Origin of the sequence: Streptomyces sp. NBC_01216, from assembly GCF_035994945.1 — a bacterium.
Lineage (GTDB): Bacteria > Actinomycetota > Actinomycetes > Streptomycetales > Streptomycetaceae > Streptomyces.
This window is the reverse complement of sequence record NZ_CP108677.1, coordinates 2,818,273-2,839,912: the sequence shown is the minus strand read 5'-3', so window position 1 is coordinate 2,839,912 and position 21,640 is coordinate 2,818,273. Positions and strand designations below refer to the sequence as shown.

22 protein-coding genes are annotated in these 21,640 nt (G+C 70.7%); 19 read left to right on the top strand and 3 right to left on the bottom strand.

The features are described 5' to 3' along the window. The first annotated feature begins 106 nt into the window (after positions 1-106). The 10 genes from secY to truA all read left to right on the top strand — a co-directional run bounded on the left by secY (position 107) and on the right by truA (position 7,520). Positions 107-1,426 carry a preprotein translocase subunit SecY gene (gene secY, locus OG393_RS12150; RefSeq protein ID WP_327374680.1) on the top strand — a complete coding sequence of 440 codons (1,320 nt, stop codon included), beginning with the start codon at positions 107-109 and terminating at the stop codon, positions 1,424-1,426. Then, entirely contained in the window at positions 1,426-2,076 is a 651-nt protein-coding gene (locus tag OG393_RS12145; RefSeq protein WP_327374679.1) for an adenylate kinase, read from the top strand. The genes secY and OG393_RS12145 overlap by 1 nt, the downstream gene beginning before the upstream one ends. Positions 2,077-2,183: 107 nt before the next feature. After that, positions 2,184-3,020 (top strand): type I methionyl aminopeptidase, encoded by an 837-nt coding sequence (map, locus tag OG393_RS12140; protein ID WP_327374678.1) that lies wholly within the window; start codon positions 2,184-2,186, stop codon positions 3,018-3,020. 182 nt (positions 3,021-3,202) lie between these two features. Then, positions 3,203-3,424, top strand: coding sequence for a translation initiation factor IF-1 (gene infA, locus OG393_RS12135; RefSeq protein ID WP_003956442.1), 222 nt, complete (start codon positions 3,203-3,205; stop codon positions 3,422-3,424). Between the two features lie 62 nt (positions 3,425-3,486). Continuing rightward, a complete protein-coding gene (gene rpmJ, locus OG393_RS12130; protein WP_003956441.1) occupies positions 3,487-3,600 on the top strand; it encodes a 50S ribosomal protein L36 in 114 nt (37 codons plus the stop codon). 187 nt (positions 3,601-3,787) lie between these two features. After that, positions 3,788-4,168, top strand: a complete 381-nt coding sequence (gene rpsM / locus OG393_RS12125; RefSeq protein WP_146481856.1) for a 30S ribosomal protein S13 — start codon at positions 3,788-3,790, stop codon at positions 4,166-4,168. Positions 4,169-4,234: 66 nt separating this feature from the next. Next, a complete protein-coding gene (gene rpsK, locus OG393_RS12120) occupies positions 4,235-4,639 on the top strand; it encodes a 30S ribosomal protein S11 (RefSeq protein ID WP_003956432.1) in 405 nt (134 codons plus the stop codon). A 126-nt stretch (positions 4,640-4,765) separates the two neighbouring features. After that, entirely contained in the window at positions 4,766-5,788 is a 1,023-nt protein-coding gene (locus OG393_RS12115) for a DNA-directed RNA polymerase subunit alpha (protein WP_003956430.1), read from the top strand. A 211-nt stretch (positions 5,789-5,999) separates the two neighbouring features. Continuing rightward, entirely contained in the window at positions 6,000-6,494 is a 495-nt protein-coding gene (rplQ, locus tag OG393_RS12110; RefSeq protein ID WP_327374677.1) for a 50S ribosomal protein L17, read from the top strand. 168 nt (positions 6,495-6,662) lie between these two features. Continuing rightward, positions 6,663-7,520: a tRNA pseudouridine(38-40) synthase TruA gene (gene truA / locus OG393_RS12105; RefSeq protein ID WP_327374676.1), complete on the top strand. Its 858-nt coding sequence runs from the start codon at positions 6,663-6,665 to the stop codon at positions 7,518-7,520. A 140-nt stretch (positions 7,521-7,660) separates the two neighbouring features. On the opposite strand, the gene OG393_RS12100 is transcribed toward truA, so the two are convergent. Next, complete coding sequence (locus tag OG393_RS12100; RefSeq protein WP_327374675.1) at positions 7,661-8,551, bottom strand: hypothetical protein; 891 nt, start codon at positions 8,549-8,551, stop codon at positions 7,661-7,663. Positions 8,552-8,607: 56 nt separating this feature from the next. Between OG393_RS12100 and OG393_RS12095 the strand changes: the two genes are divergently transcribed. The 4 genes from OG393_RS12095 to glmM all read left to right on the top strand — a co-directional run bounded on the left by OG393_RS12095 (position 8,608) and on the right by glmM (position 13,129). After that, positions 8,608-10,263, top strand: a complete 1,656-nt coding sequence (locus OG393_RS12095) for an ATP-binding cassette domain-containing protein (RefSeq protein WP_442817295.1) — start codon at positions 8,608-8,610, stop codon at positions 10,261-10,263. A gap of 328 nt (positions 10,264-10,591) precedes the next feature. Further along, a complete protein-coding gene (gene rplM, locus OG393_RS12090) occupies positions 10,592-11,035 on the top strand; it encodes a 50S ribosomal protein L13 (RefSeq protein ID WP_327374673.1) in 444 nt (147 codons plus the stop codon). Positions 11,036-11,077: 42 nt separating this feature from the next. Beyond that, positions 11,078-11,605: a 30S ribosomal protein S9 gene (rpsI, locus tag OG393_RS12085; protein WP_327374672.1), complete on the top strand. Its 528-nt coding sequence runs from the start codon at positions 11,078-11,080 to the stop codon at positions 11,603-11,605. Positions 11,606-11,770: 165 nt separating this feature from the next. Further along, entirely contained in the window at positions 11,771-13,129 is a 1,359-nt protein-coding gene (gene glmM, locus OG393_RS12080; RefSeq protein WP_327374671.1) for a phosphoglucosamine mutase, read from the top strand. A 102-nt stretch (positions 13,130-13,231) separates the two neighbouring features. Here the strand turns inward: glmM and OG393_RS12075 are convergent, their stop codons facing one another. Both OG393_RS12075 and coaA read right to left on the bottom strand, forming a co-directional pair. Continuing rightward, a complete protein-coding gene (locus OG393_RS12075; RefSeq protein ID WP_327374670.1) occupies positions 13,232-14,197 on the bottom strand; it encodes a DUF389 domain-containing protein in 966 nt (321 codons plus the stop codon). Between the two features lie 135 nt (positions 14,198-14,332). Next, positions 14,333-15,334 carry a type I pantothenate kinase gene (gene coaA / locus OG393_RS12070; RefSeq protein WP_327374669.1) on the bottom strand — a complete coding sequence of 334 codons (1,002 nt, stop codon included), beginning with the start codon at positions 15,332-15,334 and terminating at the stop codon, positions 14,333-14,335. 283 nt (positions 15,335-15,617) lie between these two features. Between coaA and OG393_RS12065 the strand changes: the two genes are divergently transcribed. The 5 genes from OG393_RS12065 to alr all read left to right on the top strand — a co-directional run bounded on the left by OG393_RS12065 (position 15,618) and on the right by alr (position 21,640). After that, positions 15,618-16,364, top strand: a complete 747-nt coding sequence (locus OG393_RS12065) for a hypothetical protein (protein ID WP_327374668.1) — start codon at positions 15,618-15,620, stop codon at positions 16,362-16,364. A gap of 39 nt (positions 16,365-16,403) precedes the next feature. Then, positions 16,404-18,251 carry a glutamine--fructose-6-phosphate transaminase (isomerizing) gene (gene glmS / locus OG393_RS12060; RefSeq protein ID WP_327374667.1) on the top strand — a complete coding sequence of 616 codons (1,848 nt, stop codon included), beginning with the start codon at positions 16,404-16,406 and terminating at the stop codon, positions 18,249-18,251. A gap of 110 nt (positions 18,252-18,361) precedes the next feature. Next, entirely contained in the window at positions 18,362-18,730 is a 369-nt protein-coding gene (locus OG393_RS12055; protein ID WP_327374666.1) for a holo-ACP synthase, read from the top strand. Positions 18,731-18,822: 92 nt separating this feature from the next. Then, the gene (locus tag OG393_RS12050; RefSeq protein ID WP_327374665.1) at positions 18,823-20,256 is read left to right on the top strand and encodes an NAD(P)H-hydrate dehydratase; all 1,434 of its coding nucleotides are present in this window, start codon (positions 18,823-18,825) and stop codon (positions 20,254-20,256) included. Between the two features lie 193 nt (positions 20,257-20,449). After that, the gene (gene alr, locus OG393_RS12045; protein ID WP_327374664.1) at positions 20,450-21,640 is read left to right on the top strand and encodes an alanine racemase; all 1,191 of its coding nucleotides are present in this window, start codon (positions 20,450-20,452) and stop codon (positions 21,638-21,640) included.

Below are 21,640 nucleotides of genomic sequence, written 5' to 3'. Positions count from 1 at the left end.
CTAGGCTCCGTGCGGTATGCCCGCGCGGTTTTTCTGACTCGTATCTACTCGTCGAACCTCAAGACCGTCACCTCTGACGCATAGCGCGGGGGTCGCAGGAGGCACCGTGCTCACCGCGTTCGCCCGGGCGTTCAAGACGCCCGACCTGCGCAAGAAGCTGCTCTTCACACTCGGCATCATCGTGCTGTACCGGCTCGGGGCACACATCCCCGTGCCCGGCGTCAGCTACAAAGCCGTCCAGCAGTGTGTGGATCAGGCCAGCCAGGGCAACAACTCGCTGTTCGGCTTGGTGAACATGTTCAGCGGCGGCGCGCTGCTGCAGATCACCATCTTCGCGCTCGGCATCATGCCGTACATCACGGCGAGCATCATCCTGCAGCTGCTGACTGTGGTGATCCCGCGCCTGGAGGCCCTGAAGAAGGAGGGGCAGTCCGGCACGGCCAAGATCACGCAGTACACGCGCTACCTGACGATCGCCCTCGCCATCCTCCAGGGCACCGGACTGGTCGCGACGGCACGCACCGGCGCGCTGTTCAGCGGCTGCACGGTCGCCAACCAGGTCGTTCCCGACCAGTCCATCTTCACCACCGCCACGATGGTCATCACGATGACCGCGGGCACCGCGGTGGTCATGTGGCTCGGTGAGCTCATCACCGACCGCGGCATCGGCAACGGCATGTCCATCCTGATGTTCATCTCGATCGCCGCCGGCTTCCCGGGCGCCCTGTGGGCCATCAAGGAGAGCGGCAAGCTCGCCAAGGGCTGGATCGAGTTCGGGACCGTCATCCTGATCGGCTTCGTGATGGTCGGGCTCGTCGTCTTCGTCGAGCAGGCCCAGCGGCGCATCCCCGTGCAGTACGCGAAGCGGATGATCGGCCGCAGGTCCTACGGCGGAACGTCCACATACATCCCGCTCAAGGTGAACCAGGCAGGTGTGATTCCTGTCATCTTCGCCTCGTCGCTGCTCTACATCCCAGCCTTGATCGCGCAGTTCTCGAGCTCCACCGCAGGCTGGAAAACCTGGATCGAAGCCCACTTCGTCAAGGGTGACCACCCGTACTACATCGCCGCCTACTTCCTCCTGATCGTGTTCTTCGCCTTCTTCTACGTGGCGATCTCGTTCAACCCCGAGGAAGTCGCCGACAACATGAAGAAGTATGGTGGCTTCATCCCGGGTATCCGGGCTGGTCGACCTACTGCCGAGTATCTGAGCTACGTGCTCAACCGGATCACTTGGCCGGGCTCGCTGTATCTGGGTCTGATCGCTCTTGTGCCGACGATGGCGTTGGCAGGCTTCGGCGGCGCCAATGCCAACTTCCCCTTCGGTGGGACGAGCATCCTCATCATCGTGGGTGTGGGGCTGGAGACCGTGAAGCAGATCGAGAGCCAGCTCCAGCAGCGCAATTACGAAGGGTTCCTCCGCTGATGCGAATCGTCCTCGTCGGACCGCCCGGGGCCGGCAAGGGTACGCAGGCCGCGTTCCTTGCCAAGAACCTGGACATCCCGCACATCTCCACGGGTGACCTGTTCCGCGCCAACATCAGTCAGGGCACGGAGTTGGGACTCAAGGCCAAGGCGTACATGGACGCCGGCGACCTTGTACCGGACGAGGTCACCATCGGGATGGCCAAGGACCGCATGGAGCAGGCGGACGCCGCCAACGGCTTCCTGCTGGACGGGTTCCCGCGCAACGTGGCCCAGGCCGAGGCTCTGGATGTGGTCCTCAAGGCCGAGGACATGCAGCTGGACGCGGTGCTGGACCTCGAGGTCCCCGAGGACGAGGTCGTGAAGCGGATCGCGGGTCGCCGCATCTGCCGCAACGAAAGCGCGCACGTCTTCCACGTCACCTACTCCCCGGCGAAGGCGGAGGGTGTCTGTGACCTGTGCGGCGGGGAGCTCTACCAGCGCGACGACGACTCCGAGGGGACCGTCCGCCGGCGCCTGGAGGTCTACCACACCCAGACCGAGCCGATCATCGACTACTACCGGGCGCAGAACCTGGTCGTGACGATCTCGGCGCTCGGCAAGGTGGACGAGGTCACGGCGCGCGCGATGGCCGCGCTCAAGAAGAGCTGACCGGCCTCGGCACGACAGCACGGATACGGCCGCGGTGCCCCTCGGGGCGTCGCGGCCGTATCGTTGTTTCCGTCCCCGTGTACTCGTATGGAAAGGCTCCCGCGACGATGGTGCAGATCAAGACCCCCGAGCAGATCGCGAAGATGCGCGAGGCGGGGTTGGTCGTCGCGGCCATCCACGCGGCTACCCGCGAGGCCGCGGTGCCCGGCGCGACGACCCGCGATCTCGACGAGGTCGCCCGCAAGGTGATCGCCGACCACGGTGCCAAGTCGAACTTCCTGGGCTACGGAGGCTTCCCGGCGACGATCTGCACCTCGGTGAACGAGGTCGTCGTCCACGGCATCCCGGACGAGAAGACCGTCCTCAAGGACGGCGACATCATCTCGATCGACTGCGGCGCGATCATCGACGGCTGGCACGGCGACGCGGCCTACACCGCCTTCGTCGGCTCCGGTCACGCCCCGGAGCTGATCGAGCTCTCCCGGGTGACCGAGGAGTCCATGTGGGCGGGCATCGCCGCGATGAGGAACGGCAACCGCCTGGTCGACGTCTCGCGCGCCATCGAGACCTACATCCGCCGCCAGCCGAAGCCGGGTGGCGGCAAGTACGGCATCGTCGAGGACTACGGCGGCCACGGCATCGGCACCGAGATGCACATGGACCCGCACCTGCTCAACTACGTGTCCCGCAAGCGCGGCAAGGGGCCGAAGCTGGTTCCCGGCTTCTGCCTGGCGATCGAGCCGATGGTGTCGCTGGGCACCCCGCGGACCGAGGTGCTGTCGGACGACTGGACGGTCATCACCACGGACGGCACCTGGTCCTCCCACTGGGAGCACTCGGTGGCCCTGACGGAGGCCGGTCCGCTGGTCCTCACCGCGCCCGACGGCGGCAAGGCGAAGCTGGCGGAACTGGGCGTCACCGCGGCGCCCGACCCGCTCGCCTGAGCCGTCTCACCCCTGGACTTCTACGGCGTGGCTCCTTGCGTAAGGATCTTCCGAGGTGGGAACACTCCTCGATTCGTCTTTTCCAAGGGGCTGACGTAGACTGATGCGTCGGCTCTCGTGTACCCGTGTGTCCGCACGCGGTGGCGAGAGTCGATCAAGGTAGCCGATTCGAAAGGCGAAGCGTGGCCAAGAAGCAAGGTGCCATCGAAATCGAGGGCACCGTGATCGAGTCCCTCCCGAACGCCATGTTCAAGGTGGAGCTCCAGAACGGTCACAAGGTCCTCGCGCACATCTCCGGCAAGATGCGGATGCACTACATCCGAATCCTTCCGGACGACCGGGTCGTGGTGGAGCTCTCTCCCTATGACCTGACGCGTGGCCGGATCGTCTACCGGTACAAGTAGATCTTGCCCGCACCCCGCCTCCGGCGCGGGTGGTGGCACTGACCCGGAGAACCTCACATCCCATGAAGGTCAAGCCGAGCGTCAAGAAGATCTGCGACAAGTGCAAGGTGATCCGCCGTCACGGCCGGGTCATGGTCATCTGCGACAACCTGCGCCACAAGCAGCGCCAGGGCTGACGCACGCCGACCGACCTGCACCTGAAGCAGTTCCTCGTGCGACGCGAGTAATACGTACATACGCAGAGCCCGCCCAGCCCGCAAGGGTCGGCGGCACCTCCGGCGGGGGCCGGGGACCCGATTCGTACCTCATACGGCGGTCGGGAGCGGCTTTGCGGAAGACCCCCGAACACACAGGAGCCATTGAATGGCACGCGTTTCCGGTGTCGACATCCCGCGCGAAAAGCGTGTGGAGATCGCACTCACCTACGTCTTCGGTATCGGGCGCACCCGGTCCAAGGAGATCCTCGCCTCCACCGGCGTGAACCCGAACACCCGCGTTCGTGACCTGGCCGAAGAGGACCTGGTCAAGATCCGCGAGTACGTGGACGCCAACCTCCGTACCGAGGGTGACCTCCGCCGTGAGATCCAGGCCGACATCCGCCGCAAGGTCGAGATCGGCTGCTACCAGGGTCTGCGTCACCGTCGTGGCCTTCCGGTCCACGGTCAGCGCACCAGCACGAACGCCCGTACCCGCAAGGGCCCGCGTCGCGCCATCGCCGGCAAGAAGAAGCCGGGCAAGAAGTAGTCCTCAGCGGACGCTTGACCACGCGGTCTTCGCTGTAGGACCGACCACCTCCCGTAGGAGATATAGATGCCCCCCAAGGGTCGTCAGGGCGCTGCCAAGAAGGTGCGCCGCAAGGAAAAGAAGAACGTCGCTCACGGCCACGCGCACATCAAGAGCACGTTCAACAACACGATCGTCTCGATCACGGACCCGTCCGGCAACGTGATCTCCTGGGCCTCCGCCGGCCACGTCGGCTTCAAGGGCTCGCGCAAGTCGACCCCCTTCGCCGCGCAGATGGCCGCCGAGTCGGCCGCCCGCCGCGCGCAGGAGCACGGCATGCGCAAGGTCGACGTCTTCGTCAAGGGTCCGGGCTCCGGCCGCGAGACCGCGATCCGCTCCCTCCAGGCCACGGGCCTCGAGGTCGGTTCGATCCAGGACGTCACCCCCACGCCGCACAACGGCTGCCGTCCCCCCAAGCGCCGCCGCGTCTGACGCACGCCGCTTGACACGGACTTCGGGCGGTACGGCTCTTCGGGGGCGTGCCGCCCGTACCCTTGCAGTACCAGCAGTACCTCAGGACATCAAATAGTGGGTGTCCATGACTGAAGGACTCACAACATGCTGATCGCTCAGCGTCCCTCGCTGACCGAAGAGGTCGTCGACGAATACCGCTCGCGGTTCGTCATCGAGCCGCTGGAGCCGGGCTTCGGCTACACGCTCGGCAACAGCCTCCGTCGTACGCTCCTCTCCTCGATCCCGGGTGCGGCCGTCACGTCCATCCGCATCGACGGTGTCCTGCACGAGTTCACCACCGTGCCGGGCGTCAAGGAGGACGTCACCGACCTCATCCTGAACATCAAGCAGCTGGTCGTCTCCTCCGAGCACGACGAGCCGGTCGTGATGTACCTGCGCAAGCAGGGCCCCGGCCTGGTCACCGCCGCCGACATCGCCCCGCCGGCCGGTGTCGAGGTGCACAACCCGGACCTGGTCCTCGCCACGCTCAACGGCAAGGGCAAGCTGGAGATGGAGCTGACGGTCGAGCGCGGCCGCGGTTACGTCTCCGCCGTCCAGAACAAGCAGGTGGGCCAGGAGATCGGCCGTATCCCGGTCGACTCCATCTACTCGCCGGTGCTCAAGGTCACCTACAAGGTCGAGGCGACCCGAGTCGAGCAGCGCACCGACTTCGACAAGCTGATCGTCGACGTCGAGACCAAGCAGGCCATGCGCCCGCGCGACGCCATGGCGTCCGCCGGCAAGACGCTGGTCGAGCTGTTCGGTCTGGCGCGCGAGCTCAACATCGACGCCGAGGGCATCGACATGGGCCCGTCCCCGACGGACGCCGCCCTCGCCGCCGACCTCGCGCTGCCGATCGAGGAGCTCGAGCTCACCGTTCGTTCGTACAACTGCCTCAAGCGTGAGGGCATCCACTCCGTGGGTGAGCTCGTGGCGCGTTCCGAGGCCGACCTGCTCGACATCCGCAACTTCGGTGCGAAGTCGATCGATGAGGTCAAGGCGAAGCTGGCCGGCATGGGCCTGGCCCTCAAGGACAGCCCGCCCGGATTCGACCCGACGGCCGCCGCCGACGCCTTCGGCGCCGACGACGACGCGGACGCGGGCTTCGTCGAGACCGAGCAGTACTAGTCGCCGCGTCGCCGGGGACCGGGGCCCTTCGGGGTCCCGGCCCCCGGCGCGACGGACGACCCCTCCGGCCACCGGTCGGGGACGACGACTTCCGGAGCCCTCGGGCCCCGGGCTTTCCGGGTTCCCCCCGGATCTCCGTCGGGCAGACCGCCCGCGCGGACACTGACACCGGTACCTCACACGGCCGGTGCAGATCACAAGGAGAAACACCATGCCGCGTCCCACCAAGGGTGCCCGCTTCGGCGGCAGCGCCGCTCACGAGCGTCTGCTGCTCGCCAACCTGGCGAAGTCGCTCTTCGAGCACGGCCGCATCACCACGACCGAAGCCAAGGCCCGCCGCCTGCGTCCGGTCGCCGAGCGACTGATCACCAAGGCGAAGAAGGGCGACATCCACAACCGTCGCCTGGTGCTGCAGACGATCACCGACAAGGGCATCGTCCACACCCTCTTCACCGAGATCGCGCCGCGTTACGCCGAGCGCCCGGGTGGTTACACCCGCATCACGAAGATCGGCAACCGTCGTGGCGACAACGCCCCGATGGCCGTGATCGAGCTCGTCGAGGGCGAGATCGCCAAGAAGGCGACCGTCGCCGAGGCCGAGGCCGCCGCCAAGCGCGCGGTCAAGGAGGCCGAGGAGACCAAGGCCGAGGACACCAAGGCCGAGGACACCGCCGAGGCTCCGGCCGAGGAGTCGAAGGACGCCTGATCCGGTTCGTCCGCGCAGGCGGGCGACCCGGTGGCCTGAGAGCCCGCCGCCCGGCCGGAGGCCGGTCGGCAGGCTCTGGGCGTCCCGACGTTTTCTCGCGGGCGGGCCCGTACCCCTGGGGGTGCGGGCCCGCTTCCGTGTGCACAGGGTTCTGAGAGGATTTTCCGCGTGAGCGATGACGTGCAGCCCGGTTTCGTCCGCGTCCGGATGGACCTGTCCTACGACGGCAGGGACTTCTCCGGCTGGGCCAAGCAGGCCCAGGGGCAGCGGACCGTGCAGGGCGACATCGAGGACGCCCTGCGCACGGTGACCCGGTCCAAGGAGACCTACGAGCTGACCGTCGCCGGGCGCACCGACGCCGGTGTGCACGCGCGCGGCCAGGTCGCCCACGTCGACCTGCCGGCGGAGCTGTGGGAAGACCACCGTGACAAGCTGCTGCGCCGGCTCGCCGGGCGGCTCGCGCACGACGTGCGGATCTGGCGCCTGGCCGAGGCGCCCGACGGCTTCAACGCCCGCTTCTCCGCCGTCTGGCGCCGCTACGCGTATCGCGTCACCGACAACCCCGGTGGCGTCGACCCGCTTCTGCGCGGCCACGTCCTGTGGCACGACTGGGCCCTGGACATGGACGCCATGAACGTCGCCGCCGAGCGTCTGGTGGGCGAGCACGACTTCGCCGCGTACTGCAAGAAGCGCGAGGGGGCCACCACCATCCGCACCCTGCGGGAGCTGCGCTGGGAGCGTCGGCCCGACGGCGTGCTCGAAGCCACCGTGATGGCCGACGCCTTCTGCCACAACATGGTGCGCTCGTTGGTCGGCGCCCTGCTGTTCGTGGGCGACGGGCACCGGCCGGCCGACTGGCCGGGCAAGGTGCTGGCCGCCGGGGTACGCGACTCCGCCGTGCACGTCGTGCGGCCGCACGGCCTCACCCTGGAAGAGGTCGGCTACCCGGCCGACGAACATCTGGCCGCCCGGAACCTGGAGGCCAGGAACCGGAGGTCACTCCCCGGGAACGCCGGCTGCTGCTGAGAGCCTGTCGGGTGGGTCTCTGGCCGGGTGGCCACGCCCTGGCACGCACGCTGCCGGTGTGGGCCACCCGACAGGCTCTCAGCGTGCCGGGCGGCCTCCCTCCGGTCCGACGCGGCACCGGTGCCGCGTCAGGCACCGGCTCACCCGGCTTGTTCAGCGGCCTGGGTCCTGCCGCGGTCGTAGATCTGGTTGAAGGCGAAGGTCCCCAGGTCGTCGCTGGCCTGGAAGACCGCCTGGTCGCTCCTCGCGACCTTCCTGCCGTCGGTGAAGCCGGCCTGGGTGAAGTACGCGTACCGGCCGATGGCGTTGGAGCGGCGCAGGCAGACCGTGGCGTGGCAGAAGTCACCCACCCCGGCGCCGGCCAGCGGCGCGATGCCTCCCGTGGCCTGGTTCTTCGCCTTGAGGGCCTCCGCCTCGGTGGAGAAGACGGCGACCCCGACGGTGAGGGCGACCCCGTCCTTCACGTAGGTGGCCCGGATCACCCGGTCGCAGCCGTTCCGCCGGAGCACCGTGCCCAGGGCGCCCTGCGTGACGCTCGCGCAGTCGGTCGTGGAGGAGGTGGCGCCCTTGCGGTACGCCCGCCCACTCATCGTGAGCTTCTTCCCCGGGAAGAGGCCCTCGGCGCTGAGCGGGGCCTTGTCCTTCTTCTCGTCGGCGATGAAGTCCTTGGGGTTGGGCGGGGGTGGCGGGGCCACCGAGGAGAAGTCCGGGCCGGGCGTGGGGGAGCCGCTCGGGGCGGCCGAGCCGGTGGGGCCGGCCGGGCCGTTCGCCTCGGGGTCGCTTCCGCCGCCCCCGACGACCACGGCCGTGGCGACGATCGCGCCGACCGCGAGGGTGGCCAGCGTTCCGCCGCCGATCATCAGCAGGCGCTTGCGGCGGGTCCGGGCGGCGGAGGCGTCCGCGAGCGCTCCCCAGTCGGGGGTCGCTGACGCCTGGGCCCCCGGGAAGGGGCCGGGCTGCTGCTGCCAGGTGTCACCCTGCTGTCCGTCCGGCTGCGGCTGCTGCGGCCACCGCGGTCCCCCAAAGCTCATGCCGCGCATCCTAAACCGGTTGGGGTACCACCCGACCGGCGGCGACAATGCCTCCCATGGGACATGTCGAGGTCGCGCATCTGGAGTACTACCTTCCGGACGGGAGGGTGCTGCTCGCCGACGCCTCCTTCCGGGTCGGCGAGGGTGCGGTGGTCGCCCTGGTCGGCGCCAACGGCGCCGGGAAGACCACGTTGCTCCGGATGATCTCCGGTGAGCTGCAGCCGCACGGCGGCACCGTCACCGTCGGCGGCGGACTCGGTGTGATGCCCCAGTTCATCGGCTCGCAGGAGGCGCCGTCCGAGCCGGGTGCGCCGCGGGGGAACGACGAGCGTACGGTCCGGGACCTGCTGGTCTCCGTGGCCCGGCCCCGCATCCGGCAAGCGGCGCGGGCGGTCGACGAGGCCGAGCACCGGATCATGACCGTCGACGACGAGGCCGCGCAGATGGCGTACGCGCAGGCCCTCAGCGACTGGGCCGAGGCGCAGGGCTACGAGGCCGAGACCGTCTGGGACATGTGCACGATGGCGGCGCTCGGCGTCCCCTACGAGAAGGCGCAGTTCCGCGAGGTGCGCACGCTCAGCGGCGGCGAGCAGAAGCGGCTCGTCCTGGAGTCGCTGCTGCGCGGCACCGACGAGGTGCTGCTCCTCGACGAGCCCGACAACTATCTGGACGTCCCCGGCAAGCGATGGCTGGAGGAGCGGCTGCGGGAGACGCGCAAGACCGTGCTCTTCATCTCGCACGACCGGGAGCTGCTGGCGCGTGCCGCCCAGAAGATCGTGGCGGTCGAGCCGGGGCCCGCCGGTTCGGACGTGTGGGTCCACGGCGGTGGTTTCGGCACCTTCCACGCGGCGCGGCGGGAGCGCTTCGCGCGCTTCGAGGAGCTGAAGCGCCGCTGGGAGGAGAAGCACGCGCAGCTGAAGAGGCTGGTGGTCAACCTGCGGCAGGCCGCGGCGGTGAGCCACGAGATGGCGTCCCGGTACGCGGCGGCCCAGACCCGGCTGAGGAAGTTCGAGGAGGCGGGACCGCCACCGGAGCCGCCGCGCGAGCAGGACATCCGGATGCGGCTGCGCGGAGGACGTACCGGTGTCCGTGCCGTGACCTGCGAGAACCTTGAGCTGACCGGGCTGATGAAGCCCTTCTCGCTGGAGGTCTTCTACGGTGAGCGGGTGGCGGTGCTCGGGTCGAACGGCTCCGGGAAGTCGCATTTCCTCCGGCTCCTCGCGGGCGATCCGACGGTCGCGCACACGGGCCTGTGGAAGACCGGCGCGCGGGTCGTCCCGGGCCATTTCGCCCAGACCCACGCGCACCCCGAACTCCGCGGCCGTTCGCTGGTGGACATCCTGTGGTCGGAGCACGCGAAGGACCGGGGCGGGGCGATGTCGGTCCTGCGGCGCTACGAGCTGGAGGGGCAGGGCGACCAGCCTTTCGAGCGGCTCTCCGGCGGCCAGCAGGCCCGCTTCCAGATCCTTCTCCTGGAGCTCTCCGGCACGACGGCGCTGCTCCTCGACGAGCCGACCGACAACCTGGACCTGGAGTCGGCGGAGGCGCTCCAGGACGGTCTGGAGTCCTACGAGGGCACCGTCCTCGCGGTCACCCACGACCGCTGGTTCGCGAAGACCTTCGACCGCTACCTGGTCTTCGGCGCGGACGGCGTCGTCCGTGAGACGACGGAGCCGGTCTGGGACGAGCGCCGGGTGGAGCGGTCCCGCTGAGAGCCAGTCGGTCGAAGACCACCCGACGGGCGCTGAGCCGTGGGCCGGGACCCCGGCGCCGGGCACGGTGCCGGCCTCGTGTCCTCCGGACGGGTGGGTCCGGTGGGCCGCGGCCGTTTTGACCCGTGCGGGACGGGCCGGGTAGGCTTCAGGTTTGTTATGCGTATTGGCTTGGTCGTTCTCACGCGAGGGGCCCTTACGCCGGTCCACCGGACCGATGACCAGCGGCATGTACACGGGTTGCGTCCCCGCGGTACCGCCAAGGCTGTCGTGCATCGTCCCGGAGGCCCTGTCAGGACCACTCACTGAAGAAGCGAAGGCTACGACCGTGCGTACGTACAGCCCCAAGCCCGGCGATGTCACGCGCCAGTGGCACATCATCGACGCGCAGGACATCGTCCTGGGCCGTCTGGCGACTACGGCAGCGAACCTCCTCCGGGGCAAGCACAAGCCGATCTACGCCCCCCACATGGACATGGGCGACTTTGTCATCATCATCAACGCTGACAAGGTCCACCTGTCCGGCAACAAGAAGACCCAGAAGATGGCCTACCGCCACTCCGGCTTCCCGGGTGGTCTGCGCTCCGTCCGCTACGACGAGCTTCTGGCCAAGAGCCCCGAGAAGGCCGTCGAGAAGGCCATCAAGGGCATGATCCCCAAGAACACCCTGGGCCGTCAGATGCTCTCGAAGCTGAAGGTCTACGCGGGCGAGAACCACCCGCACGCTGCCCAGCAGCCGGTCCCGTTCGAGATCACCCAGGTCGCGCAGTAGTTCCGGCCACCCCCTAAGAACGAAAGAAATCTGAGGAGAATCGTGGCCGAGACCACTGTTGAGACCCCCGTCGAGGGCATCGAGGGCGAGGAGACCTACGCCGAGGTCACCACCTTCGAGTCCGAGGTTCCCGTCGAGGGCGAGTACACCACCGAGTCCCTGGCGTCCCGCTTCGGTGACCCGCAGCCGGCCGCCGGCCTGGGTCGCCGCAAGAACGCCATCGCCCGCGTCCGGATCGTTCCGGGCACCGGCAAGTGGAAGATCAACGGGCGCACCCTCGAGGACTACTTCCCGAACAAGGTGCACCAGCAGGAAGTCAACGAGCCCTTCAAGGTGCTCGAGCTGGACAACCGCTACGACGTCGTCGCCCGCATCTCGGGTGGCGGAGTCTCCGGTCAGGCCGGGGCCCTGCGCCTCGGTGTGGCCCGTGCGCTGAACGAGGCGGATGTCGAGAACAACCGCCCGGCGCTGAAGAAGGCCGGCTTCCTCTCCCGCGACGACCGTGCGGTCGAGCGCAAGAAGGCCGGTCTCAAGAAGGCTCGCAAGGCCCCGCAGTACAGCAAGCGCTAAATCGCCTGCTCGGCCTGCTTTCGTACGTACGCCCCGGCGGCACTGTCTGTGCTGTCGGGGCGTACGTCTTTTCATAACCTTGGGCACGTTCTGAGCGACATGCGTGTAAAAAAGGGCATCAGGCGCTCAGGGGATCGCAATTTCGAAGCAGTTCGGAGGACAGCTGTGGGACGACTCTTCGGCACGGACGGCGTGCGTGGTGTTGCCAACGCGGATCTGACGGCGGAGCTGGCGCTCGGCCTGTCGGTCGCCGCGGCGCATGTGCTCGCCGAGGCGGGAACTTTTGAAGGCCACCGGCCCACCGCCGTGGTCGGGCGGGACCCGCGTGCGTCGGGAGAGTTCCTGGAGGCCGCCGTGGTGGCCGGCCTCGCGAGCGCGGGAGTGGACGTCCTGCGGGTCGGCGTGCTGCCGACGCCGGCCGTGGCCTACCTCACCGGAGTGCTCGGCGCCGACCTCGGTGTGATGCTCTCCGCGAGTCACAACGCCATGCCCGACAACGGGGTGAAGTTCTTCGCCCGCGGCGGTCACAAGCTCGCCGACGAGCTCGAGGACCGGATCGAGACCGTGTACGACGAGCACCGCACCGGTGCTCCCTGGGAGCGGCCCACCGGCGCGGGCGTCGGCCGGGTCCGCGACTACGACGAGGGCTTCGACAAGTACGTCGCCCACCTCATCGCCGTCCTGCCGAACCGGCTCGACGGGCTGAAGATCGTCCTCGACGAGGCGCACGGCGCGGCGGCCCGGGTGTCCCCCGAGGCGTTCTCCCGGGCCGGTGCCGAGGTCGTCACCATCGGTGCCAGCCCGGACGGCCTCAACATCAACGACGGCTGCGGCTCCACCCACCTCGCACTGCTGAAGGCCGCGGTCGTCGAACACGGCGCGGACCTCGGCATCGCGCACGACGGGGACGCGGACCGCTGCCTCGCGGTCGACGCGGCCGGCGCGGAGGTCGACGGCGACCAGATCCTCGCCGTGCTCGCGCTCGCCATGCGGGAGGCGGGGACGCTGCGCGGCGACGCCGTCGTCGGCACCGTGATGTCCAACCTCGGCTTCAAACTGGCGATGGAGCGCGAGGGCCTCCGGCTGGTGGAGACGGCGGTCGGCGACCGCTACGTCCTGGAGGCCATGAAGGAGCACGGCTACGCGCTCGGCGGCGAGCAGTCCGGCCATGTGATCGTGCTCGACCACGCCACCACCGGCGACGGAACGCTGACCGGCCTGATGTTGGCCGCCCGGGTCGCGGCCACCGGCCGGTCGCTCGCCGAACTGGCCGCCGTGATGGACCGGCTGCCCCAGGTGCTCATCAATGTGCCGGACGTGGACAAGTCGCGGGTCGCCAGCTCGGCGGACCTGGCCGCGGCCGTCTCGGAGGCGGAGCGCGAACTGGGCGCCACCGGACGGGTCCTGCTGCGCCCCTCGGGTACCGAGCCGCTGGTCCGGGTCATGGTCGAGGCCGCCGACATCGAGCACGCCTGCGCGGTGGCCGGCCGCCTCGCCGACGCGGTGAAGTCCGCGCTCGGCTGACCGACGCCCCTCGGGGCCGTGCCCGACCGGCCCTTCGCCGAGCGGCCGGGCACGGCCCCGGTCCGGTCGCCCCGGCCGAAGGCCACCCGGCGGCCGCTCGGCTCAGCCGCCGTCCCGCGGCGCGCTCTGCGGGCGCCGCGTCATCCGCCCCTCCCGGGCGTGCCACACCAGCTTCCAGCCCATCAGGGTGAGGATGCCGGCGAACATGATGCCCCCCAGGTTCACCAGCAACTGCTCGGTGGAGCCCCACATCTGGCCCAGGTCGCCGTAGCTCAGCGCCACCGCCGCGTTGGCGGCGGCCGGGACCGTGGTCACCGAGATCGCCACGCCCACCAGCGCCCCGGACTTGGCGGAGGTCAGGGAGAGGACACCGGCCACGCCCGCGAGCAACGCCACGACGAACGAGAAGGAGTCGGGCTGCCAGACGAAGCTGGTGTTGGGGCGGGGGCTGTTCAGCATGCTCTCCTGGAACAGGCCGAGTTCGTTCATCACCAGGCTGAACAGGGTCGTCGCCATGATGGCCACGGCGAAGCCGAAGACGAGCGCGCTGAGCGACCGTGCGGCCATCCGGGGGGAACGCTGCACCACGCCCGTGCACACGCCGGTGAGCGGTCCGAACTCCGGGCCGACGGCCATCGCGCCGACGATCAGCATCGCGTTGTCGAGCACCACACCACAGGCGGCGATCATGGTCGCCAAGATCATGAACGCGGTGTAGGTGATGGTGAGGGTGGACTCCTCCTGTGTCGCCTCTGCCAACTGCTCCCAGATCACGGCGTCCTCGGCCTCGCCGGGCGCCTCCCGTTCCGCCGCGTCGGCGCGCCGGGAGAGGGAGAGGTCGATGTTCTCGACCGCGATCGAGCCGTCCTCCTCGAGGCCGAGCCGGCACAGCCCGTGCAGGAGTTCGTCCCCGACCTCCCGCGCCACGTCGCAGGTCACCAGGTCCCCGGCCGGGTCGAGGGCGGCGCCGGGGAGCACCACCAGGTGCGTGGTGCCCACGGTCTCGCCGATCAGGGTGACGACGGCGTCCGTCCGTCCGGGCGGGACGATCATCCGCAGATGCAGCATGGGCGGCACCCTACTGCCGTGCCGACCGGAGCCCGGCCCCTCGCGCCGCCCGCCGGACCGGTGAGCCGGGGGAGTCCGGTCCCCTACGTGATCCGTTCGGTGACGCGACGTCAGAGGCCGTGCGGGGTGCGGACGTCAGAGCTTGCGCAGGGAGAGGCGCTGCACCTTGTGGTCCGGCCCCTTGCGGACGACCAGGGTCGCCCGGCCGCGCGTCGGCGCCACGTTCTCCAGCAGGTTCACCTTGTTGATGGTCCGCCACATCGTGCGGGCGTACTCCAGGGCCTCCTCCTCGGAGACCTGGGTGTACTTCTGGAAGTACGAGAAGGGGTTCTGGAAGGCGGTCTCGCGCAGCCTGCGGAAGCGGTTGAGGTACCAGAGTTCGATGTCCTCGGGCCGCGCGTCCACGTAGACCGAGAAGTCGAAGTAGTCGGCGAGACCCACGCGGGTCCGGCCGTCCTGACCGGGCAGGGCCGGCTGCAGGACGTTGAGGCCCTCGACGATCAGGATGTCGGGCCGGCGCACCACCAGACGCTCGCCGGGGACGATGTCGTAGATGAGGTGGGAGTACACCGGGGCGCTGACCTCGTCCTTCCCCGCCTTGATGTCGGCGACGAACCGGGTCAGCGCCCGCCGGTCGTAGGACTCGGGGAAGCCCTTGCGGGACATGAGTCCGCGCGCCTTGAGCTCCTCCATGGGGTAGAGGAAGCCGTCGGTCGTGACGAGCTCCACCCTCGGGTGCTCCGGCCAGCGGGCGAGCAGTGCCTGCAGCAGCCGGGCCACGGTCGACTTGCCGACGGCGACGGAGCCGGCGACGCCTATCACGAAGGGTGTGCCGCGCTGTTCGCCCCGCTCTCCGAGGAAGGTGTTCAGGGCGCCGCGCAGTCCGCTGGTCGCCTGGACGTACAGGTTGAGCAGGCGGGAGAGCGGCAGGTAGACGTCCCGGACCTCGTCGAGGTCGATGACGTCGCCGAGACCGCGCAGCCGCTCGACCTCGTCGGCGGTCAACGGCAGCGGGGTCTTGTCCCGTAGGGCGCTCCACTCGTCCCGGGTGAGATCGACGTACGGCGTGGCCTCGGCCCGGCGGTGGTTGCCGCCGTTCCCTCTGGCGTTCGGACCTCGTGGCGGCGAAGTGATCACACCGCCATTGTCGGGGGTGCGGGGCGCCTGTGGGTGGTGGGGTCGGTCACGTGGCGCGCGGTCCGGGGCCGACCCCACCACCGGGCGACGGCGTCCGGAATGGCATGAGCGGCGACGGATCCGATGGTTTTCGTGGTTCCTGCGATTGTGCCCTTTTCGTAAAGGGCCGGTAAAGAAAGTGTCCGCGGGGGCGTCTACAGTGATCGCGAAGTTTCCGCGCGGGCACGGGCCTGGGCGGGGGGAAGCCGCCGCCGGGCGGCGAAGAACAAGAGGATCACGTTCCATGCGCATGTCCACGAAGACCATCGCCGCGGCGTCGGCCGCCTCGCTCGCCCTGCTGCTCACCGCCTGCGGCGGCGGCGACGGCGACGGCAAGCCGAAGGGGGAGGACCCGGCCCCGGCCTCGGCCGCCGCCGCGCCCGACGTCAAGGCGCTGTCGGCCGCGGAGCTGGAGAAGCTGGTCGTCGAGCAGGCGGACCTCAAGGGCTACCAGGTGCAGAAGCCCAAGCCCGTCGAGATCGTGACCGCCGGGGACGTCGGCGCCGACAAGCCCGCGTGCGAGCCCCTCGCCGAGATCATGTCCTCCGCGGCGCCCGGTGACCCCGGATCCTCCGTCGTCCGCAAGACGATCGAGGCGCGCGAGGGCACCGCCACCTCGACGGAGGACATCATGGGGGCCCTCGGCGCGCCGGTGACCTCCGTGACGCTCGGTTCCTACGGCGGCGAGGGCGCCCAGAAGGCATTCACCGCGCTCAAGGACGCCGGCACGGCCTGCGGCGCCGGCTTCTCGATCACCGCGAGCGGCGCCGCCACCAAGGTCTCCAAGCTCGCCCCCGAGTCCGTGACCGCCGGTGACGAGGCGCTGGCCTGGACCGTTACCAGCGACCTGGAGGGGGAGCCCTTCACCACCAAGCTGGTCGTCTTCCGCAAGGGCAACACGCTCGCCTCGTTCTCCACCCTCAGCCTCTCGGGCGTCGCCAAGGAGCTGCCGACGGCCGTCATCGACGCGCAGGCGACGAAGCTGGGCTGAGTCCGGCTCCCCGGCCGCCTTCGGTCGTAGGCTGCGGCCATGTGCGGAATCGTGGGATACGTCGGCGGGCAGTCGGCGCTTGATGTGGTGATCGCGGGCCTGAAGAGGCTCGAATACCGGGGCTACGACTCGGCAGGTGTCGCGGTGCTCTCCGACGGGGGTCTCGCCGCGGCCAGGAAGGCGGGCAAGCTCGTCAACCTGGAGAAGGAGCTGGTGGACCGGCCGTTGCCGAGCGGCTCCACCGGCATCGGCCACACCCGCTGGGCCACCCACGGCGGGCCGACGGACGCGAACGCGCACCCGCATCTCGACAACGCGGGGCGCGTCGCGGTCGTCCACAACGGCATCATCGAGAACTTCGCGTCGCTGCGCGCCGAACTGGAGGAGCGCGGCCACGTTCTTCGTTCGGAGACGGACACGGAGGTCGTGGCCCACCTGCTGGCGGAGGAGTTCTCCTCCTGCGGTGACCTGGCCGAGTCGATGCGGCTGGTGTGCCGTCGCCTCGACGGGGCCTTCACCCTGGTCGCGGTGCACGCCGACGAGCCGGACGTGGTCGTCGGCGCGCGCCGCAACTCGCCGCTGGTGGCCGGTGTCGGCGAGGACGAGTTCTTCCTCGCCTCCGACGTTGCCGCGTTCATCGCCCACACCCGCTCGGCCATCGAACTCGGCCAGGACCAGGTGGTGCGGCTGTCCCGCGAGGGCGTGACCGTCACCGACTTCGACGGGGCACCCGCCGAGGTGCGGGCGTATCACGTGGACTGGGACGCCTCGGCCGCCGAGAAGGGCGGCTACGACTACTTCATGCTCAAGGAGATCGCCGAGCAGCCCAAGGCCGTAGCCGACACCCTCCTCGGCCGGATCGACGCCGGGGGACGCCTCAGGCTCGACGAGCTGCGCATCCCGGACGCGGTGCTGCGGGAAGCCGACAAGGTCGTGATCGTCGCCTGCGGCACCGCCTTCCACGCCGGCCTGATCGCGAAGTACGCGATCGAGCACTGGACCCGCATCCCCTGCGAGGTGGAGCTGGCCAGCGAGTTCCGCTACCGCGACCCGATCCTCGGCGCGCGCACCCTGGTCGTGGCGATCTCGCAGTCCGGGGAGACCATGGACACCCTGATGGCGCTGCGGCACGCGCGTGAGCAGGGCGCGATGGTGCTGGCCATCTGCAACACCAACGGTTCGACGATCCCGCGTGAGTCGGACGCCGTGCTCTACACGCACGCCGGGCCGGAGGTCGCCGTCGCGTCCACCAAGGCGTTCCTCACCCAACTGGTGGCCTGCTATCTCGTCGCGCTGTACCTCGGCCAGGTGCGCGGGACGAAGTGGGGTGACGAGATCCGTGCCGTGATCCAGGAGCTGTCCCACAGTGCCGAGGGAGTCGAGCGGGTCCTGGAGACGATGGAGCCGGTGCGCGCGCTGGCCCGCTCGCTCGCCCACAAGGACACGGTGCTCTTCCTCGGCCGGCACGTGGGCTACCCGGTGGCCCTGGAGGGCGCGCTGAAGCTCAAGGAACTGGCGTACATGCACGCCGAGGGCTTCGCCGCGGGAGAGCTCAAGCACGGGCCGATCGCGCTCATCGAGGAGGACCTGCCGGTCGTCGTGGTCGTGCCCTCGCCGAAGGGCCGGTCCGTGCTGCACGACAAGATGGTCTCCAACATCCAGGAGATCCGGGCGCGCGGCGCCCGCACGATCGTGATCGCCGAGGAGGGCGACGAGGCCGTCGTCCCGTACGCGGACCACCTGATCCGCGTCCCTGCGACGCCCACGCTCCTCCAGCCGCTGGTCTCGACCGTCCCGCTCCAGGTCTTCGCCTGCGAACTGGCGACGGCGCGCGGCAACGAGGTGGACCAGCCGAGGAACCTCGCGAAGTCAGTGACGGTGGAGTGAGGGTGGGGCGGACACCCGGCCCGCGGTCCGGATTCCGGGACCAGGGCGCGGGTCGGGCGAGGAGGAACACGTGGTGAAGGCCGTGGGGCGAGGACCGTGGGGTTGAGGAAATGATCATCGGGGTGGGGATCGACGTGGCGGAGATCGACCGCTTCGCCGCGTCGCTGGAACGGACGCCGGGCTTGCTGAGACGCCTCTTCGTGGAGCGGGAGATGCTGCTGCCCGGCGGGGAGCGGCGGGGGCCCGCCTCGCTCGCGGTCCGCTTCGCGGCGAAGGAGGCGCTGGCGAAGGCGCTCGGCGCGCCGGCCGGTCTGCACTGGACGGACGCCGAGGTGTACGTGGAGGACAGCGGGCAGCCGCGGCTGCGGGTGCGCGGGACGGTGGCGGCGCGCGCCGCCGAACTCGGCGTGAAGCACTGGCACGTCTCGTTGAGCCATGACGCGGGCGTGGCCTCCGCGGTGGTGATCGCGGAAGGCTGAGTCCGGCGGCGCCCGGGGCGGTACTCGGGCCCGCCCGGAGCTGCGCCGCGTCGGCCCGCCGGCCGCGCCCGGTCTGGGGCAGACTCCTGTCCATGCGTACCGCTTACCGCGTCGAGACCGTACGGGCCGCCGAGGCCGAGCTGATGGCACGACTGCCGGAGGGCGCGCTGATGCGGCGGGCCGCGGCGGGCCTGGCCGCCGCCTGCTGCTCGCTCCTCGGGCGCGGCCGGGTGTACGGGGCCAGGGTCGTCCTGCTCGTCGGCGGCGGCGACAACGGCGGGGACACCCTGTTCGCGGGGGCCCGGCTGGCGCGCCGCGGCGCGGGTGTCACGGCCGTCCTGCTCGGTCCACGTGCCCACGAGGGCGGACTCGCGGCGCTGCGGGCGGCCGGCGGCCGGGTCGCGGACGATCCCTTCGAACCGCTGGTCACCGCCGACCTCGTCCTGGACGGCATCACCGGCATCGGGGGGCGCGGAGGGCTGCGCCCCGACGCCCTGCCGGTGGCCCGCGCGGCCCGCGGCTCCGACGCGGTGCTGGTGGCCGTCGACCTCCCCAGCGGGGTGGACGCCGACACGGGCGAGGTCGCCGGGGAGGCGCTGCGGGCGGACGCGACGGTGACCTTCGGGACGTACAAGCCGGGCCTGCTGGTCGACCCGGCGCGCGCGTACGCGGGAGCGGTCCGGCTCGTGGACATCGGCCTCGGCGACGTCCTGCCGTCCGTGCCGGAACTGCAGGCCCCGCAGCACGAGGACGTGGCCCGGATGCTGCCGGTGCCGGTGGCCGAGAGCGACAAGTACCGACGGGGCGTGGTGGGGGTGGTCGCCGGGTCGGCGCGCTACCCCGGCGCGGCCGTGCTCGCCGTGGCGGGCGCGCTGCGGGGCGGCGCGGGAGCCGTACGGTACGTCGGTCCGGCGGTGGAGGCGGTGCTCGCGCGCTTCCCGGAGACGCTGGTGCACGCCGGGCCGCCGGAGAGGGCGGGCCGCGTCCAGGCGTGGGTGGTCGGTCCCGGGCTCGGTGACGGACCGGGCGTCGCGGACGTGCTGGCCTCGGACGTGCCGGTGCTGGTGGACGCGGACGGGCTGCGCGACCTGTCCCCGTCCGCGGTGCGTGGACGGACCGCCCCGACCCTGCTCACCCCGCACGCCGGCGAGGCGGCGGCACTCCTGGGCGTGTCGCGGGAAACGGTGGAGGCCGGACGGCTCGCGGCGGTGCGGGAGCTGGCCGAACGCCACGGCGCGACGGTGCTCCTGAAGGGCTCCACGACCCTGGTGGCGCCGCCCGGAGGTGCCGGTCCGGTGCGGGTCAATCCGACGGGTACGCCCTGGCTGGCCACGGCCGGCAGCGGTGACGTCCTGTCGGGCCTGGCCGGTTCGCTGCTGGCCGCCGGGCTCTCGGCGCCGGACGCCGCTTCCGCGGCGGCCTACCTCCACGGTCTGGCGGGCCGTCGCGCCGCGCGGGGCACGCCGATCATGGCGTCGGACGTGGCGGACGCGCTGCCCGACGCGTGGCGCGACGTGATCGCGTAGGCGGCCGGCCGTCGACCGGCTTGCTGCCGCGGTGGGCGTGTCCCGCCGCACCCGGTGGCGCTTTCCGCCCGGTCGACGTGCCTGTCCCGTCCGTGCTGCCCGCCCGGCCGCCGGACCGCCGTCGAGCCCGGGGTGACGGGGCCGACAGCGCGGACCGGCGGTCCCGCGCCCGACACCTGAGAGACTGGGCGCGATGACTGAGACACCGCCGCCCCGCCGCGCCCGCGCCGAGATCGACCTCGGTGCGCTGCGTGCGAACGTCCGCACGCTGCGTGCCCGCGTCGCTCCCCACACCCAGGTGATGGCCGTGGTCAAGGCGGACGCGTACGGACACGGCGCGCTCCGCTGCGCCCGCGCCGCCCTCGACGCCGGAGCCGGCTGGCTCGGCACCGCCACCCCGCACGAGGCGCTCGCCCTGCGCGCCGCCGGGATCACGGACCCGCCGATCCTGTGCTGGCTCTGGACCCCCGGCGACCCGTGGGCCGAAGGCATCGAGGCCGGCCTCGACATGTCCGTCAGCGGTCTGTGGGCCCTGGAGGAGGTCGTCCAGGCGGCGCGTGCCACCGGGCGCACCGCCCGTGTCCACCTCAAGGCCGACACGGGCCTCGGGCGCAACGGCTGCCAGCCGGCCGACTGGCCCCTGCTCGTCGACCGGGCCCTGCGGGCGCAGGCCGACGGGCTGGTGCGGGTCACCGGCCTCTGGTCGCACCTCGCCTGCGCGGACGAGCCCGGACATCCCTCCACCGGCGCGCAGCTGGACGTCTTCCGGACGCTCCTGGAGCACGCGGAGAAGGCCGGTGCCGAGCCCGAGGTCCGGCACCTCGCCAATTCGCCCGCCACCCTCACCCTGCCCGAGACCCACTTCGACCTCGTCCGGCCGGGCATCGCGACGTACGGCATCTCGCCCAGCGCCGACCTCGGCACCTCCGCGGACTTCGGCCTGCGGCCCGTGATGTCCCTCAAGGCGAGCCTCGCGCTCGTCAAGCAGGTCCCGGCGTGCCACGGGGTCAGCTACGGCCACCACTACGTCACCGAGCGTGAGACGCGGCTCGGCCTGGTGCCGCTGGGCTACGCGGACGGCATTCCGCGGCACGCCTCCGGACGCGGCCCGGTGCTCGTCGGCGACCGGGTCCGCCGGGTCGCGGGCCGCGTCGCCATGGACCAGTTCGTGGTCGACCTCGACGGGGACGCGGTGCGGGCCGGTGCGGAAGCGGTGCTGTTCGGTCCCGGCGACCGCGGTGAGCCCACGGCGCAGGACTGGGCCGTGGCGGCCGACACCATCGCGTACGAGATCGTGACCCGCATCGGCGCGCGCGTCCCGCGCGTCTACCTCGACGAGGACGAGCCGCACGAGCGGGACGGCGCACGCCCTCCGACCCGCTGA

What these genes read in the sequence shown, in the direction of transcription:
- OG393_RS12145 (WP_327374679.1), top strand. Translation starts at nt 1,426, where the DNA reads ATGCGAATCGTCCTCGTCGGACCGCCCGGGGCCGGCAAGGGTACGCAG.
- map (WP_327374678.1), top strand. Translation starts at nt 2,184, where the DNA reads ATGGTGCAGATCAAGACCCCCGAGCAGATCGCGAAGATGCGCGAGGCG.
- rpmJ (WP_003956441.1), top strand. Translation starts at nt 3,487, where the DNA reads ATGAAGGTCAAGCCGAGCGTCAAGAAGATCTGCGACAAGTGCAAGGTG.
- rpsM (WP_146481856.1), top strand. Translation starts at nt 3,788, where the DNA reads ATGGCACGCGTTTCCGGTGTCGACATCCCGCGCGAAAAGCGTGTGGAG.
- rpsK (WP_003956432.1), top strand. Translation starts at nt 4,235, where the DNA reads ATGCCCCCCAAGGGTCGTCAGGGCGCTGCCAAGAAGGTGCGCCGCAAG.
- OG393_RS12115 (WP_003956430.1), top strand. Translation starts at nt 4,766, where the DNA reads ATGCTGATCGCTCAGCGTCCCTCGCTGACCGAAGAGGTCGTCGACGAA.
- rplQ (WP_327374677.1), top strand. Translation starts at nt 6,000, where the DNA reads ATGCCGCGTCCCACCAAGGGTGCCCGCTTCGGCGGCAGCGCCGCTCAC.
- OG393_RS12100 (WP_327374675.1), bottom strand. Translation starts at nt 8,551, where the DNA reads ATGAGCTTTGGGGGACCGCGGTGGCCGCAGCAGCCGCAGCCGGACGGA.
- OG393_RS12095 (WP_442817295.1), top strand. Translation starts at nt 8,608, where the DNA reads ATGGGACATGTCGAGGTCGCGCATCTGGAGTACTACCTTCCGGACGGG.
- OG393_RS12075 (WP_327374670.1), bottom strand. Translation starts at nt 14,197, where the DNA reads ATGCTGCATCTGCGGATGATCGTCCCGCCCGGACGGACGGACGCCGTC.
- OG393_RS12065 (WP_327374668.1), top strand. Translation starts at nt 15,618, where the DNA reads ATGCGCATGTCCACGAAGACCATCGCCGCGGCGTCGGCCGCCTCGCTC.
- glmS (WP_327374667.1), top strand. Translation starts at nt 16,404, where the DNA reads ATGTGCGGAATCGTGGGATACGTCGGCGGGCAGTCGGCGCTTGATGTG.
- OG393_RS12055 (WP_327374666.1), top strand. Translation starts at nt 18,362, where the DNA reads ATGATCATCGGGGTGGGGATCGACGTGGCGGAGATCGACCGCTTCGCC.
- OG393_RS12050 (WP_327374665.1), top strand. Translation starts at nt 18,823, where the DNA reads ATGCGTACCGCTTACCGCGTCGAGACCGTACGGGCCGCCGAGGCCGAG.
- alr (WP_327374664.1), top strand. Translation starts at nt 20,450, where the DNA reads ATGACTGAGACACCGCCGCCCCGCCGCGCCCGCGCCGAGATCGACCTC.